14 protein-coding genes are annotated in these 14,494 nt (G+C 66.3%); 11 read left to right on the top strand and 3 right to left on the bottom strand.

Annotated features, from left to right (window positions below; genetic code table 11):
• Both KHY18_RS05085 and KHY18_RS05080 read right to left on the bottom strand, forming a co-directional pair.
• Positions 1-1,067, bottom strand: a 1,067-nt coding sequence (locus KHY18_RS05085; RefSeq protein WP_213295025.1) for a porin, incomplete at its 3' end; no start/stop codon positions are given.
• Positions 1,068-1,172: 105 nt separating this feature from the next.
• A complete protein-coding gene (locus KHY18_RS05080; RefSeq protein ID WP_213295021.1) occupies positions 1,173-1,949 on the bottom strand; it encodes a FadR/GntR family transcriptional regulator in 777 nt (258 codons plus the stop codon).
• A gap of 136 nt (positions 1,950-2,085) precedes the next feature.
• Here KHY18_RS05080 and KHY18_RS05075 point away from each other — a divergent pair, with 136 nt between their 5' ends.
• The 6 genes from KHY18_RS05075 (at position 2,086) to KHY18_RS05050 (ending at position 8,649) form a co-directional block, all read left to right on the top strand.
• On the top strand, positions 2,086-3,240 hold the full coding sequence (locus KHY18_RS05075; RefSeq protein WP_213295017.1) for a mandelate racemase family protein: 1,155 nt from the start codon (positions 2,086-2,088) through the stop codon (positions 3,238-3,240).
• Between the two features lie 166 nt (positions 3,241-3,406).
• Positions 3,407-4,909 carry an ABC transporter substrate-binding protein gene (locus KHY18_RS05070; RefSeq protein ID WP_249728920.1) on the top strand — a complete coding sequence of 501 codons (1,503 nt, stop codon included), beginning with the start codon at positions 3,407-3,409 and terminating at the stop codon, positions 4,907-4,909.
• A 37-nt stretch (positions 4,910-4,946) separates the two neighbouring features.
• The gene (locus KHY18_RS05065; protein WP_213295012.1) at positions 4,947-6,014 is read left to right on the top strand and encodes an ABC transporter permease; all 1,068 of its coding nucleotides are present in this window, start codon (positions 4,947-4,949) and stop codon (positions 6,012-6,014) included.
• Between the two features lie 72 nt (positions 6,015-6,086).
• A complete protein-coding gene (locus KHY18_RS05060) occupies positions 6,087-6,977 on the top strand; it encodes an ABC transporter permease (protein ID WP_213295036.1) in 891 nt (296 codons plus the stop codon).
• Between the two features lie 38 nt (positions 6,978-7,015).
• Positions 7,016-7,882, top strand: a complete 867-nt coding sequence (locus KHY18_RS05055; RefSeq protein WP_249728918.1) for an ABC transporter ATP-binding protein — start codon at positions 7,016-7,018, stop codon at positions 7,880-7,882.
• A 2-nt stretch (positions 7,883-7,884) separates the two neighbouring features.
• A complete protein-coding gene (locus KHY18_RS05050; protein ID WP_249728925.1) occupies positions 7,885-8,649 on the top strand; it encodes an ABC transporter ATP-binding protein in 765 nt (254 codons plus the stop codon).
• A 54-nt stretch (positions 8,650-8,703) separates the two neighbouring features.
• On the opposite strand, the gene KHY18_RS05045 is transcribed toward KHY18_RS05050, so the two are convergent.
• Positions 8,704-9,624: a LysR substrate-binding domain-containing protein gene (locus KHY18_RS05045; protein WP_213295009.1), complete on the bottom strand. Its 921-nt coding sequence runs from the start codon at positions 9,622-9,624 to the stop codon at positions 8,704-8,706.
• 180 nt (positions 9,625-9,804) lie between these two features.
• On the opposite strand from KHY18_RS05045, the gene KHY18_RS05040 reads away from it, so the two are divergent.
• The 5 genes from KHY18_RS05040 to KHY18_RS05020 are packed head-to-tail and all read left to right on the top strand — an operon-like array spanning position 9,805 to position 14,079.
• Positions 9,805-10,572 (top strand): ABC transporter permease, encoded by a 768-nt coding sequence (locus KHY18_RS05040; protein ID WP_213295008.1) that lies wholly within the window; start codon positions 9,805-9,807, stop codon positions 10,570-10,572.
• On the top strand, positions 10,569-11,597 hold the full coding sequence (locus KHY18_RS05035; protein WP_213295007.1) for an ABC transporter ATP-binding protein: 1,029 nt from the start codon (positions 10,569-10,571) through the stop codon (positions 11,595-11,597). Before KHY18_RS05040 ends, KHY18_RS05035 begins: the two co-directional genes overlap by 4 nt.
• A gap of 32 nt (positions 11,598-11,629) precedes the next feature.
• The gene (locus KHY18_RS05030) at positions 11,630-12,712 is read left to right on the top strand and encodes an extracellular solute-binding protein (RefSeq protein ID WP_213295006.1); all 1,083 of its coding nucleotides are present in this window, start codon (positions 11,630-11,632) and stop codon (positions 12,710-12,712) included.
• Between the two features lie 10 nt (positions 12,713-12,722).
• Positions 12,723-13,544, top strand: coding sequence for an ABC transporter permease (locus tag KHY18_RS05025; RefSeq protein ID WP_213295004.1), 822 nt, complete (start codon positions 12,723-12,725; stop codon positions 13,542-13,544).
• Complete coding sequence (locus KHY18_RS05020) at positions 13,495-14,079, top strand: TIGR00725 family protein (protein WP_213295002.1); 585 nt, start codon at positions 13,495-13,497, stop codon at positions 14,077-14,079. Before KHY18_RS05025 ends, KHY18_RS05020 begins: the two co-directional genes overlap by 50 nt.
• Positions 14,080-14,494: the final 415 nt, after the last annotated feature.

Here is a 14,494-nt window from a genome sequence, read left to right as displayed (position 1 = left end):
GTAATGCCCGCGCCTACGCGCAGCACATCCAGCGAAGTGCTGGCATCGGCGCGCTGCACCTTGAGCTGGCGTGCCGCCGCGTAAAGGCGCGTGCGCTTCGAAAGGTCATAGGTGGCGAGCGCGCTATACCCTCTCGCATCGACCACCACACGGTCTTCGCCGTTGCGCGTCTTCGCGCCCGCGAGGCCCAGGGCCAGGGTGGCTGCGCCCCACGGGATGTCCACGCCGAACTGGTACTCATCGGATGTCTGGCCCAGCACGACGCGCTCGTCCTTTTGCCGCTGGATGGAGCCCACCACGCGCAGGCTGCTGAAGCGATAGCTGCCCGAAATCAGATGAAAGATGTTCGCGCCCGTCGTGTAGTTCTCCTTCTGGAACGAATAGCCAACGCGCATCGTCTTGTCGTCGTACCGCAGGTTGGTGGTCAGGCTGCGTGGAGCGCTCGTGGCCGTGACCGCGCCCTCGCCCGGGCTGTAGCTCAGCGTCGCGCTGACATCATGAAACGCAGGCGTTCCATAGAGGATGGTGTTGTTGGTGCGCGCCAGGTAGTCGCTGCCCGCGACGGCCGGCAGCCCGTTGCCCGCCGTGGCGCCCGCGCTCCAGGTCTGCAAGGTCGAAGCGAAGCCTGACGAGTCGTACAGCTGGTTCATCGAGCCGCGCATCTGATCGTAGGCCGTGAGCATGCGCCCCAGGCGAAGTTCACCGAAACCGCCCGACAACCGGAGATAGCTGTTGCGATTGAAACCGTTGTTGGAGTTCGAGGTATTGCTCACGGAACCCGTATCGAGCATCAGCCCCTGCTCCAGCGCGAACTGGATCTTCAGGCCGCCGCCCAGATCTTCGGTGCCGCGCACCCCCCAGCGGCTTGCCTGGCCGCCGCCGCTCTCGACCACCCCCACGGTGCTCGGCGTCGCGCCGGAACGCGTTTTCTGGATGCCGGCCCAGCTGTCGACGATGCCCCAGAGTTCGACCTTGCTCTGGGCATTTGCTGCGCTTCCCCCCATGCAGGCGGCCAGCGAGAGGCCAGCAAACGTGAGAAGGCGCACCGGCCTGTTCTGATTTCGCACTTTTTGTCTCCTTTTTAAACATCAGTCGTCTGATGACTAGGAGTGTGAATTTCTCCTCAAAAGTGCGAATTCGGATTTACCCGAGGTTTGTGCGAAAAAAAGTACTTACGTCTCGCGGCAGACGGTGCGCAGGCGTTCGCGACTGTGCACCAGGTGCATCAGCATGGCCGCGCGCGCCGCCACCGCATCCTGGCGCTCGATGGCAAGATAGATATCCTCATGTTCGCGCTGGGTCACGAGCTTGTTGTGCTCCAGCGGCGTGAGCGGCGCACCGAAGGTCGGCGCGCGAGCCATCGTGTCGCCGGCATTCGCGGCTTCGACCGGCTTTTGCGCCGGCCGGGGAATGGTGGCACCGCCCAGGTTGCGCAGCACTTCCTCGAAATATTCATTGCCCGTCGCCACGGCAATCTGCACATGGAACGCGAAGTCGTCTTCGGTCGTGCTCGCGCCCGCCCGGCGATGCGCGTCGAAGGCGTCGAGCGCCGCGCGCATCGCGGCCAGATGCACGGGCGTGCGCCGCTGCGCGGCAAGATGCGCGGCTTCCGACTCGAGACTGATGCGCAGCTCGAGCATGGCCAGCACCTGCTGCACCTGCACGTCGCGCGCCGCCAGCCCCAGCAGCGGACGCTGCAGCTGCGCCACGGCATCGAGCACGAACGTTCCCACGCCCTGGCGCGTGGCGACCAGGCCCGCGGCCTGCAGCCGTGACATGGCCTCGCGCACCACGGTCCGGCTCACGCCGAACTCACGCATCAACTCCGGCTCGGTCGGCACGCGATCGCCGGGCTTCAACGCGCCAGCCTGGATTCGCTCGACAACGCCGTCGACCACACGCTGTGGCTGGCTGATATTTCTGGAGTTTGGACGTGGTATGGCGCTCATAGGATCAGGCAGTTGGCTTGCAGCAACTATACAGAAACCGGGCGCCGTCATCCGACGACCTCCCGGGTTTCTACCAGTTTCAAGCCCCGATTTTTCTTTCACAATTAAGACGTCAGACGACTGATGAAAGAACACCATGAAAATCGAGCGCGTTACCGGAACCGAATTCACTTTTCCCACCTATCGTTCGGTCGATAGCGCGGGCCACTCCCATCCAGGCCCCGAGACCCTCGGACGCATGGCACTGTTGACGATCACCACCGATGACGGCACGCAGGGCCATGCTTTCGCGCCGCCAGAAGTGATACGTCCCTACGTCATTTCCTCCTATGCCCGCAAGGTGCTTATCGGCGCCGACCCGTTCATGCGCGAGCAGATCTGGCATTCGCTGGAGCACTGGCAGCGCGGCAGCGCCGGCCAGTTCACCGACAGGGCACTGGCCGCGATCGAGCAGGCGCTATGGGATCTCGCGGGCCGCGCGCTGGGCCAACCCGTCTACCGGTTGCTGGGCGGCTACCGCGACAAGGTTCCGGCCTATGGCAGCACCATGTGCGGCGACGAACTCAAGGGCGGGTTGTCGACGCCCGATGAGTACGCGGCGTTCGCCGAGAAGCTCGTGGCACGCGGCTACCAGGGCATCAAACTGCACACCTGGATGCCGCCGGTGTCGTTCGCCCCCCATCCCGACATGGACATCCGTGCCTGCGCCGCCGTGCGCGAAGCCGTCGGCCCCAACGTCGCACTGATGCTCGACGGTTATCACAACTACAGCCGCATGGACGCTCTGCGCATAGGGCGCGCGCTCGAGAAACTCGAATTCACCTGGTTCGAGGAAATGATGAACGAGCAGAGCATGGACTCCTATGCCTGGCTCTCGGCACAGCTCGACATTCCCGTCCTCGGTCCCGAAAGCCTGGGCGGCAAGCACCACAGCCGCGCCGACTGGGTCAAGGCCGGCGCCTGCGACATCCTGCGCGCCGGCGTCCCAGGCGTGGGCGGCATCACGCCGACCCTGAAGGTCGCCCATCTGGCGGAGTCGTTCGGCATGGATTGCGAAGTCCACGGCAACGGCGCCGCCAACCTCGCGGTCTGCGCGGCCATCCGCAACTGCCGCTGGTACGAGCGCGGGCTGCTGCACCCCTTCCTCGAATACGACGACAAGCCCGCTTACCTGCGCAGCCTGCCAGACCCCATGGACGAGAACGGGTTTGTCCATCTGTCGCAGCAACCCGGCCTCGGCGAGGATATCGACTTCGATTACATCGAAGCGCACACCGTGGCACGCTACTGAAAGCAGCGGACCGCACCCACCGAAAGCCGAGCGCATGACCTCCTCGTTTCCAATGTTGCATCGCCGCCAAGTCCTCATGGGAGTCGCGGCGAGTGCTTGTGCCGCCGCACTGCCCAGCCTTGCGGCCCAGGCCGCACCCGATGATCAGCTGATCATGGGGATGAGCATGAACAATCTGCTGACCCTCGACCCGGCCAGTGCCACGGGCAATGAAGTGGTCCAGATCGCCGCCAATCTATACGACTTCCTCATAGAACTGCATCCGGAGGAGACCACGCGCATCCTGCCCGGCCTGGCGCAGCAGTGGGAGATTGCACCGGACGGCCGCAGCCTGAGCTTCGTGCTGCGCCGCGGAGTGCGCTTTCATTCGGGCGCGCCGGTCACGGCCGAGGACGTGGTCTGGTCCTTGCGCCGCGTGCTGTTGCTGAACCTGGCGCTGGCCTCGCCGTGGAAAAGCTACGGCTTCTCGGCGAAGAACGTGAGCCAGCTGATACGTACCGTCGACGAGTACAGCTTGCGCATCGACCTGCCGACGCCGACCGACCCCAAGATGCTGCTTTATACGCTGGCAACTTCGGTCAGCGCGGTGGTGCTGGACCGGCGCGAAGTCATGGCACACGAGAAGAACGGCGACATGGGAGCCGCGTGGCTCACGACGCACGCCGCGGGTTCGGGTCCCTTCAGGCTCGACCAGTGGCGCGCCAAGGAAATCCTCATGATGAGCCGCAACGACGATTACTGGCGCGGCCCCGCGAAGCTGCGCCGCGTGGTCATGCGGCACATGACCGAGTCGCAGTCGATGCGCCTGATGCTCGCCCGCGGCGATCTGGACATGGCCACGGGTCTTTCGGTGCCGGACATCAATGCGCTCAAGGCCATGCCCGGGCTGACGGCCCATACGGTGCAGCGCGGCACGCTCTACTACGTCGCGATGAGCATGCAGGACGCGAAATTCGCCGATGTGCGCGTTCGGCGCGCCATGCGCAAGCTCATCGACTACCAGGGCATAGACCGTGCCGTCATGCCCTATTACGGCCTGCTGCACCAACGCCCGATCCCGCTGGGCCTGGCAGCCACGCTGCCCGAGCCCGGCTATGCCCTGGACGTCGCTGGCGCGCGGGCATTGCTCGCCAGCGCCGGCCTGGGCGACGGCTTCAACACCACGATACGCGTCGTGGCCGAAGCGCCGTTCGTGAACATCGCCACCAGCCTGCAGGCCACGCTCGCACAGGCCGGCATCCAGGCCGCGGTACTGCCGGGCACCGGCAACCAGGTCTATGGCGCGATGCGCGAGCGCAAGTTCGAGATCATCGTCGGCCGCGGCGGCGGCGGCGCCGAGCCGCACCCGCATTCGAGCCTGCGTGCACTGGTCTACAACCCGGACAACCGCGACGCGGCGCGGCTGACGAATTTCCAGGGCTGGCGCACCGGCTTCCACAGCCCGAGGCTCAATCGCTTGATCGAGACGGCACTGCTCGAGCCCGATGCCGAGCGCCAGCTGCGCCTCTACCAGGAAATACAGCAGGTCTACGACGAGGAAGGCGGAGCGATACAGCCGCTGTCACAGATGGTGGAAACCGTCGTCTACCGCGACGCCGTGCGCGGCTATGTGGGCCATCCCAGCGCAACCACCAGACTGCATGCCGTGCACAAGCACGCGCGCGGCTGAAAGCACTTCAACGACGCAACCCAATCCGGCGCTTTCCATGTCCTCTACCACCTCCCTCCTCCTGCGGCGCGATCCGCCCGCGTGGCTGCGCACCACCCAGCAACTGGGCAGCCGCGTCTTCACGGTGCTGATGACCCTTCTGGGTCTGCTGCTGCTCACTTTCCTGATCGGCCGGGTGATGCCGCTGGACCCGGTGCTGTCCATCGTCGGCCCCGACGCCGACCGCTCGACCTACGAGCAGGTCTACCGGCAACTCGGCCTGGACAAGCCGCTCGCGATGCAGTTTTTCTACTACCTGCGAGACCTTCTCCACGGCGACCTCGGCAACGCCATGCTCACCGGGCAATCAGTGCGCTCCGACCTGGCGCGGGTGCTGCCGGCCACGCTGGAGCTGGCCACGCTGGCCATCGTCCTGGGTGCGGGCCTCGGTGTGCCGCTGGGCGTTTTCGCGGCAACCCAGCGCGGCCGCATCGGCGACCATCTGGTGCGCCTCTTCAGCCTCATGGGTTATTCGACCCCGATTTTCTGGTTCGGAATGATGGGTCTGCTGATCTTCTACGCCTGGCTGGGCTGGGCCGGCGGCATAGGCCGCGTGGGCATCGCCTTCGAAGGCACGGTACCTACCGTCACGGGTCTGCTGCTGGTCGACAGCCTGCTTGCCGGCGACACTGCGGCCTTTCGCAGCGCCCTGCGTCACATCACCTTGCCGGCCTGCATCCTGGGCCTGCATGCCATGGCCTACATCAGCCGGATGACGCGCAGTTTCATGCTCGCGCAACTCTCTCAGGAATACATCCTCGCGGCCCGCGTCAAAGGCCTGTCGGAACGCCAGGTGATATGGGGCCACGCGTTCCGCAACATCCTGGTGCAGTTGCTGACGATCGTGGCGCTGGCCTATGGCGGACTGCTCGAAGGTGCCGTGCTCATCGAGACGGTGTTCGGCTGGCCGGGCTTCGGCCAGTACCTGACCAGCAGCCTGCTGCTCGGCGACATGAATGCCGTCATGGGCTCGGTGCTGGTGGTCGGGGTGATCTTCGTGACCATCAACCTCGTGACCGACTCGCTCTATCGGGTCTTCGATCCCCGCACCCGCGCCCAGCGCTGAACTCCCTGCGATACACCGATGACCACTTCCGCCACTACCATCGCCGCCGCCTCCGCCGCCGCGACGCCGTCCATGCCGTCTTCCTCCACTCCCGTGTCCCAGGCCGGCACCGCGGGGCAGGCCTTGCGCAACGAGGCCGCGCGCCTGCTGCGTCGGCTGCTGCGCAATCCGCTAACGGCCGCAGGCGTCTGCGTGATTCTTCTGCTCGTGGCCGTGGCGCTGTTTGCGCCCTGGCTCGCGACCCACGGGCCTTATGCCCAGGACCTGGCCAACGCCTTGCAGCCTCCCAGTGCAAAGCACTGGTTCGGCACCGACGAGTACGGGCGCGACGTCTATTCGCGCCTGGTGCACGGAGCGCGCATCACGCTCTACATCGTCGCGCTGGTCACCGTGATCGTGGGCCCGATAGGCCTGGTCGTGGGCGTCGTGTCCGGCTACTTCGGCGGCTGGGTCGATACGCTGATGATGCGCATCACCGACATCTTCCTGTCGTTCCCCAGCCTGGTGCTGGCACTGGCCTTCGTTGCCGCGCTGGGCCCCGGCCTGGATCATGCGGTGATCGCGATCGCACTCACGGGCTGGCCGCCGATCGCGCGTCTCGCGCGTGCCGAAACCCTGTCGCTGCGCAACGCCGACTTCATCACCGCGGCCCAGCTGCAGGGCGCATCGTCCCTGCGCATCCTGACGCGCTACATCGCGCCGCTGTGCCTGTCGTCCGTCGTGGTGCGGCTGACCATGAACATGGCCAGCATCATCCTCACGGCCGCAGGCCTGGGCTTTCTGGGCCTGGGCGCCCAGGCACCGCTGCCCGAGTGGGGCGCAATGATCTCCGAAGGCCGGCGCTACATGCTCGACTCCTGGTGGCTGGTGGCCGCCCCCGGCGCTGCCATCCTGATGGTGAGCCTGGCGTTCAACCTGCTGGGCGACGGGCTGTACGACGTCCTCGACCCGCGCAGCGAATGACGCCTGCAATGACACGACAAGAACAAAGCGAGACAAGCATGGCCAACTCTTCCCATACCCCTCCTCTGCTCCAGGTCGAGGACCTGCGGGTTCGATTCACCTCCGCCGACGGCAGCGTTGCAGACGCGGTGCGCAACGTGTCTTTCACGCTGGGCCGCGAGAAGCTGGGCATCGTCGGTGAATCGGGCTCGGGAAAATCCACGGTGGGGCGCGCCCTGCTGGGCCTGCACCCGCGCTCCGCGACCATCGATGCCAAGACGCTGGCGTTCAGCGGCATCGACCTGCTGAATGCCGATGCGAAGACCATGCGCTCGATCCGCGGCCGCCGCATGTCGATGATCCTGCAGGATCCGAAGTACTCGCTCAACCCCGTCCTGCGCGTGGGCGATCAGATCGCCGAAGCCTATCTCGCGCACCATCCGGGCAGCAAGGCGCAGGCGCGCGCGCAGGTACTGGCGATGCTGTCGGCGGTGCGCATACGCGACCCCGAGCGCGTGTATGAGCTGTACCCGCACCAGGTGTCGGGCGGCATGGGCCAGCGCATCATGATCGCGATGATGCTCGTGCCCCAGCCTGAAGTGATGATCGCCGACGAGCCTACATCCGCGCTCGACGTGTCGGTGCGCATGCAGGTGCTGGACGTGCTCGACGAGTTGGTGACACAGCGCGGCCTGGGGCTGATTTTCATCAGCCACGATCTCAATCTGGTGCGCCACTTCTGCGATCGCGTGCTGGTGATGTACGCCGGCCGTGTGGTCGAGAGCATCGCCGCCGCCGACCTCGCGAACGCCCGCCACCCCTACACCCAGGGGCTGCTCGCCGCGCTGCCCAGCATGCAGCACCGCCGCCCCATTCTGCCCACCCTGCAACGCGACCCGGCCTGGGCCCAAGGAGCCACCGCATGAGCATGATCGATGTCACACAACTGGGCCTGAGTTTCGGCCATGGCGCGAGCGCCGCGAAGATCCTGCAGGACGTGAGCCTGCGCGTGGCCGCGGGCGAATCGTTTGGCCTGGTCGGCGAATCCGGCTCGGGCAAGACCACTCTGCTGCGCTGCCTGGCGGGACAGCTCACGCATTGGACCGGAGCCGTGCAGCTCGATGGAAAAACGCTGGACCACAAGATGAGCGTCGCGCGCGCGCGCTGCACCCAGATGGTCTTTCAGGATCCGTACGGCTCATTGCATCCGCGCCACACCGTGCAGACCACGCTGGCCGAACCGCTGATCATCCACCGCATCGGCGACCACGATGCACGCATAGGCGCGATGCTGCGCAAGGTCGGGCTCGACGACAGCTTCCGCCACCGCTATCCGCACCAGTTGTCGGGCGGACAGCGCCAGCGCGTGGCCATCGCGCGCGCGCTCATCCTCGAGCCCAAGGTGCTGCTGCTCGACGAGCCCACGTCGGCGCTCGACGTCTCGGTCCAGGCGGAAATCCTCAACCTGCTGAGCGCGTTGCGCAAAAAGGAAGGGCTGACCTATCTGCTCGTCACCCACGACCTCGGCGTGGTGGCCCACCTGTGCGATCGCCTCGCAGTCATGCAGCAAGGACGCATCGTCGAGACCCTCACCACCGACGCGCTGTGCGCGGACGCAGCGCAGCACGAGTACACGCGCAAGCTCGTGCAGACCACGCTCACGCATGGCTTGCACGTCGAAGCGATCCACTGACCGAGGCCGCGATGCGAGCGCAGCCTGGACCGCGGGCTGCGTCGCCGCCGACCGTCAGTCCCAGTCGGCCGAATGCGCGCCGCGCGACTTCTGGCCCTCTTGCAGAATCCATTCGCGAAACACCGCGAAGGCCGGCAGATCGAGCCGGTCGGCGCGGTAGCAGAGGTAGTGACCCTGGTCGACGCGCACCGGCGTTCCGCAGGGGCTCATGAGCGCGCCTTCGGCGATCTCGCCCTGCACCAGCAGCGCCGGCACCAGGCCTATGCCCAGGCCGTTGAGCGCGGCTTGAATCAGCGCTGAATATTGCGCGAAGCGCGGGCCCGCCAGCGTCTGCACTTCGGGCACGCCGTGCTGCGCCGCCCATTGACGCCAGGCCGTGGGCGCGCCCGCGTGGTGCAGCAGGGTGTGGCCCAGGATGTCGGCCGGCTGGCTGATGCGGTGGCGCGCCTCGACCAGGCTGCGCGCCACGATCAGCACGAACTCGCGCCCGGCAATGTACTCCGACACCACGCCCGGCCAGCCGTCGGGGCCGTAGCGTATGGCCGCGTCCACGCCCGCGGGAATGCCGTCGCTGGGCTCGAGATGGCGGCTGAAGCTGAGCATCACATGGCGGCTCTTCTGGCTGAAGTCGGGCAGCCGCGGAATGAGCCATTTGGTGAGGAAGGTGGGCACGCTGGCCAGCGTCAGCAGGCCCGAGCCCGCGTCGCCCGAGCGCGCCTCGAAAGTCGCGGCTTCGATGGCGCGCAGCCCGCCGGAAATCTTCTGCCAGTACACGCGGCCTTGCGGCGTGAGCGCCACGCCGCGGCCGTTCTTCTGCAGCAGTTGCAGGCCCAGAAAGGCTTCCAGCCCCGTGACCTGCTTGCTGACCGCGCTGGCCGTGATGCACAGCGCGCCGGCGGCGAGGGTGATGCTTTCGTGGCGCGCCACGGCGTCGAAGGCCAGCAGTTCCTGGATGGTGGGACAGTCGCGTTTCATATCCGGGTTTGATGACAGCTGTGTGAAAAACGATTTCCATCCACTCAAGTGTCCGCATCCAGGTTTCAGCCATCTTTTGGCGCGCCCACTCTAGAATTTGGTCTGCACTGCGGTCGTCATGTGACAGACAGTAGCGCATCCGGAAAGTATACCGGGTCAACCCTCCATGGAGACACAGCTTTGGTTCGCGGCATTTCCCTCATCTACGGCCTGTACCTGCTGCTGCCCATCGCGCTGCTGATGATAGGCAGCGTGGGCGGCAACTGGACCAATACGCTGCTGCCCACGGGCATCACGGGCCAGTGGTATCTGGACCTCTGGCAGGACAGCTCGTTTCGCAAGGCCTTCACCAGCAGCCTCATCGTGGCCATGGCCGCCTGCGCGATCAACACCGTGCTCGCGCTGCCGCTGGCCTATGCGCTGTACCACGGCGCGCGCCGCGGCGGCTCGCTGGCGGCGCGCATCGTGAGCGCCATGCCGGTGTCCGTTCCGGCGATCACGCTGGCCTTCGGCTACATGGTGGTGTTCAACACCGACTTCGCGCCCTGGCTGGGCTCCATGCCGCTGTTGATCGCCGCCCACGCCATCCTCACCCTGCCCTATCTCACCAACACGCTGCTGACCGACCTGCGCCACCTGGACCTGGGCCGGCTCGAACAGGCGGCCGCGACGCTGGGCGCCTCGGGCTGGCAGCAGTTCACCGGCATCGTGCTGCCCAGCCTGCGCCAGAGCCTGATCAGCGGCCTGGTCATGGTGGCCGCGATCTCGGTCGGCGAGTTCGGCGTCTCCAACCTGCTCACCAGCTTCCAGAACCGCACCTACCCGGTCGTGCTGCTGCAGGCCTTCTACGGCGCAACGGGCTTTGCCTGCGCCGCCACGGTCATCCTGCTGGTGCTCGCCGGCGCGTCGGCCCTCCTGTCCTCTTCCCTCGTGAAACGCAAGCCATGAGCCTCGTACTCGACAACGTCAGCTACCACTACCCGGGCAGTGCGCACGGCCTGCACGAGGTGTCGCTGCAGGTGCGCACCGGCGAACTGGTGGCGGTCATAGGCCCCAGCGGCTCGGGCAAGTCCACGCTGCTCAAGCTGGTCTCGGGCCTCGAAACCGGCCACACCGGCCACATCGCTTTCGACGGCAAGGACATGTCCGCCACGCCCGTGCACCAGCGCCGCATGGGCATGGTGTTCCAGAGCTATGCGCTGTTCCCCCACCTGTCGGTGCTCGACAACGTGGCCTACGGCCTCAAGCTGCGCAAGGTCGCGACGGCCGAGCGCCACCGGCGCGCGCAGGAGCTGCTCGACATCGTGGGCCTGGGCAGCTACGCCCAGCGCGGCATAGGCCAGCTTTCGGGCGGCCAGCAGCAGCGCGTGGCGCTGGCGCGCGCCCTGGCCATCGATCCGCTGGCGCTGCTGCTCGACGAGCCGCTGTCGGCACTCGACGCCAGCGTGCGCGGCCATCTGCGCGACGAGATCCGCGCCATTCAGCAGCGCTTCAACGCGACCACGCTGCTGGTCACGCACGACCAGGAGGAAGCCCTGGTCATGGCCGACCGCGTCGCCATGCTCAAGGACGGCCGGCTGCTGCAGATCGCCACGCCGCGCGAAATCTATGAACAACCCGCGAGCCGCGCGGTCGCCGAGTTCGTCGGCCTGTCGACTATTTTCTCCGCCAGGGTCGCGTCGCCCGGGCGGCTGGACCTGGGCTTTGCCGAACTCCATGCCGACACCGGCACGCGCGCTGCGGGCACTGAAGTGCATGTGCTGGTGCGGCCCGAGCATATACAGGCCGACCCGCCGCCGGGCTGCGTGAATCGCCTGACCGGCCAGACCGGCGCCCAGCGCTATCTGGGCGCACTCACGCGCTACGACTTCGAAGTGGCCGGCGCCAGCAAACCTTTTCTCGCCGAATCGCCCGTGCCCGCGGCGCAGGCGATCGCCATCGCACCCGGGCATATCCGCCTGCTCGACCACTGATTCCCATCCTTTCCGACCCCATAGGAGCTTCCATGCAACGCAGACAACTGATCCAGGCCGCAGGCGCAATGTCGCTGCTGTCGCTGACCGCCCGCACCGCTTTCGCTTTCGACGGCCCCGAGCTGTATGCCGGCGAAAAAGCGCTGTATGCCGAAGCGCAGAAGGAAGGCCTGTGCGTCTCCTTCGACACCGGCCCCGAATGGGCCAACTGGAAGTCGCTGTTCCGCGACTTCAAGAAGCGCTATCCCGAGATCGAGCTGACCTACAACGACATAGGCTCGGCCGCCACCGTCGTGGCGCTGGAAAAGACCCGTCGCCGCCCCCAGGCCGACACCGCCTACTACTTCGCCGCCTCGGCCGTCGACGCCGCGAAGAAGGACGTGGTCGCACCGTTCAAGCCCGTCAACTTCGACAAGCTGCCGCCCGTGTTCCGCGAGGCCGACGGCCGCTGGTTCACCATCCACACGCTCAACATCGCTTTCCTGGTCAACAAGAAGCTGGTGAAGAACGTGCCCACGGGCTGGGCCGATCTGCTCAAGCCCGAGTTCAAGAACACCGTGGTCTACCTCGACCCGCGCTCCACCGGCATAGGCCAGGTGCTGACCTTTGCCGCGGCCTACGCCAACGGCGGCAGCGTCGACAACGTGCAGCCCGGCACCGACTACCTGGGCAAGCTGCATGCCGCGGGCAATGTGCTGCGCGTCGAAGGCACGACGCCCTACGCCAAGTTCCTCAAGGGCGAAATCCCGGTCTGGATCAGCTACGAGAACGACGGCCTCAAGGCCAAGCATGTAGACGGCATGGGCGATGCGGTCGAGGTGGTGATTCCCAAGGAAGCCAGCGTGGCCGCGCCCTATGCGATCAGCCTGGTGAAGAACGGCCCCAATCCGAACGCCGGCAAGCTGTGGCTCAACTTCATCATGAGCGCAGCCGGCCAGTCGCTGTTCGCCCAGGGCTTCGTGCGCCCGGCCGTGCCCGGCACGCCGCTGTCGGCCGAAGTCGCCGCGCGCATGCCGGCCGCGCCGCAGGTTCGCCCGCTCGACGTGGTCAAGGCTTCGGAGCGCAAGGCCGAGGTCGACCGCCTGTGGGCCCAGGCCGCGCTGGGCAACAAGTAGGCCTGCCGACATGCGACGCTTTGGCGCCTGGCCCGCGTGGGCCTTCATGGCGCTCTTTTTCGCCGTGCCGCTGGCCGCGCTGCTGCCCGAAGCCTTGGGCGACGGCGGCAGCGCGTTCGGCCGGCTGTTCGGCAACCCGCTGTTCCTGGGCGCGCTGCGCAACACGCTGGCCTTGGGCCTGGCCGCGGGCGCGGTGTCGGCCCTGGTCGGCACCTGCATCGCCATCGAACTCGCGCGCCAGGGCCCGGCTCGGCGCCAATGGATGATGACGCTGCTGGGCCTGCCGCTGGCCTTCTCCGGGCTGGTGATCGCCTATGGCTTCATCCTGGCGTTCGGCCGCGCGGGCTTTGTCACGCAGCTGCTCGCGGCCCTGGGCGGCGACCCGGCCGTGATAGGCAGCTGGATCTACAGCGTCGCGGGCCTGGGCATGGCCTACGCCTACTACCTGATTCCGCGCGTGGCGCTGTCGCTGTACCCGGTGTTCGCCAACCTCGACCTGCGCCCCGTGCAGGCCGCGCGCACGCTGGGCGCCTCGCGCGCCCGTGCGTTCTGGGACACGGTGGTGCCCGAAGTGCTGCCCTCGGTGCTGTCGAACGCCTGCATGGTGGCGGCGATCGCCATGGGCACTTACGGCACGGCGCTGGCTTTGGTGGGCACGCAGCTCAACATCCTGCCGCTGATGCTGCTGGCCCAGGTCAGCGATGGTGGTTCCGATTTCGCGGTGGCAGCGGCCTTGTCGCTGGTGCTGATGGTGGTGTGTGTGCTGGTCATGGGAGTGGGTGATGTCTTTACACGTAGGCGCGAGCGCGCAGCAGCCGGTGCTGGCCACTGAGAACTATCCGGATGCGATCCTGGAGGCGCTGCAGCAACTGGCCCAGCGCCAGCGCGGCCCCGAACGCCACCGCCAGCCGGTCTCGGTGATAGGCCCCGGCGATGCGGGCGAAGCCGAATGCGCGGCCGCCTATGCCGTGGCGCATGCGCTCGCGGCGGCCGGCATGGTGATCATCTGCGGCGGGCGCGGCGGCGTGATGGCCGCGGCGGCGCGCGGCGCCACCGATGCCGGCGGCATGGCCGTGGGCATACTGCCCGAGGAAGACGACAGCAACGCCAACGAATGGCTCAGCGTGGCCGTGCCCACGGGCATGGGCGAGATGCGCAATGCCATCATCGCGCGCAGCGGCGTATGCCTGGTCGCCATAGGCTCCAACATGGGCACGCTGTCGGAGATGGCCATGGGCCTCAAGTGGGGCAAGCCGGTCTTCGCCATGCTCGGCGGCATCGAACTGCCGGGCGCGGTGCGGGCTGGCGATGTGGGCGACATGCTGGGCAAGGTGCTGGAGTGCCTGCTGACTCAGCGTCAAAAGTAGACGCTGCACGCAACATCACCCGGATGGGCGTTGGCCCGTTGAGGCGCCGATCGCAGATCGGCGCCTCTCTTCCATGCCCAGATCATCTGGACCGCTGACTTAAACCAAACGGCCTCCACGAAACCCGGTGCGGCCGCGTTCAACCAGCGCCATTTCCCACGGTGTCGCAAGACCGTGTCCTACAACAAAGGACAACAGGTTTTTTAACAATTGCCCCACTAAAACTAAGTAATGGTTATCCCTTTGAACTAGCGGGCGTTACCTGACCGCGCCAATTTTCGCGCGATTGGCCATTCAATTGACATGACATGGTGATAGGTTGTCAGTCTTGATAAAGGCTCCTTTGGGGTCAATAGCAGTTATAGCAACTCAAGGAGTTACATGGTAAGGACTCAGACTATTGAGTGGAGCAAGT

It is taken from the genome of Acidovorax sp. CCYZU-2555, from assembly GCF_018413525.1.
Classification (GTDB): Bacteria; Pseudomonadota; Gammaproteobacteria; order Burkholderiales; family Burkholderiaceae_C; genus Comamonas.
Note: the sequence above shows the minus strand (reverse complement) of the source record. Positions and strands in the feature narration are given on the sequence as shown.

What these genes read in the sequence shown, in the direction of transcription:
- KHY18_RS05080 (WP_213295021.1), bottom strand. Translation starts at nt 1,949, where the DNA reads ATGAGCGCCATACCACGTCCAAACTCCAGAAATATCAGCCAGCCACAG.
- KHY18_RS05075 (WP_213295017.1), top strand. Translation starts at nt 2,086, where the DNA reads ATGAAAATCGAGCGCGTTACCGGAACCGAATTCACTTTTCCCACCTAT.
- KHY18_RS05070 (WP_249728920.1), top strand. Translation starts at nt 3,407, where the DNA reads ATGAACAATCTGCTGACCCTCGACCCGGCCAGTGCCACGGGCAATGAA.
- KHY18_RS05065 (WP_213295012.1), top strand. Translation starts at nt 4,947, where the DNA reads ATGTCCTCTACCACCTCCCTCCTCCTGCGGCGCGATCCGCCCGCGTGG.
- KHY18_RS05060 (WP_213295036.1), top strand. Translation starts at nt 6,087, where the DNA reads ATGCCGTCTTCCTCCACTCCCGTGTCCCAGGCCGGCACCGCGGGGCAG.
- KHY18_RS05055 (WP_249728918.1), top strand. Translation starts at nt 7,016, where the DNA reads ATGGCCAACTCTTCCCATACCCCTCCTCTGCTCCAGGTCGAGGACCTG.
- KHY18_RS05050 (WP_249728925.1), top strand. Translation starts at nt 7,885, where the DNA reads ATGATCGATGTCACACAACTGGGCCTGAGTTTCGGCCATGGCGCGAGC.
- KHY18_RS05045 (WP_213295009.1), bottom strand. Translation starts at nt 9,624, where the DNA reads ATGAAACGCGACTGTCCCACCATCCAGGAACTGCTGGCCTTCGACGCC.
- KHY18_RS05035 (WP_213295007.1), top strand. Translation starts at nt 10,569, where the DNA reads ATGAGCCTCGTACTCGACAACGTCAGCTACCACTACCCGGGCAGTGCG.
- KHY18_RS05030 (WP_213295006.1), top strand. Translation starts at nt 11,630, where the DNA reads ATGCAACGCAGACAACTGATCCAGGCCGCAGGCGCAATGTCGCTGCTG.
- KHY18_RS05025 (WP_213295004.1), top strand. Translation starts at nt 12,723, where the DNA reads ATGCGACGCTTTGGCGCCTGGCCCGCGTGGGCCTTCATGGCGCTCTTT.
- KHY18_RS05020 (WP_213295002.1), top strand. Translation starts at nt 13,495, where the DNA reads ATGTCTTTACACGTAGGCGCGAGCGCGCAGCAGCCGGTGCTGGCCACT.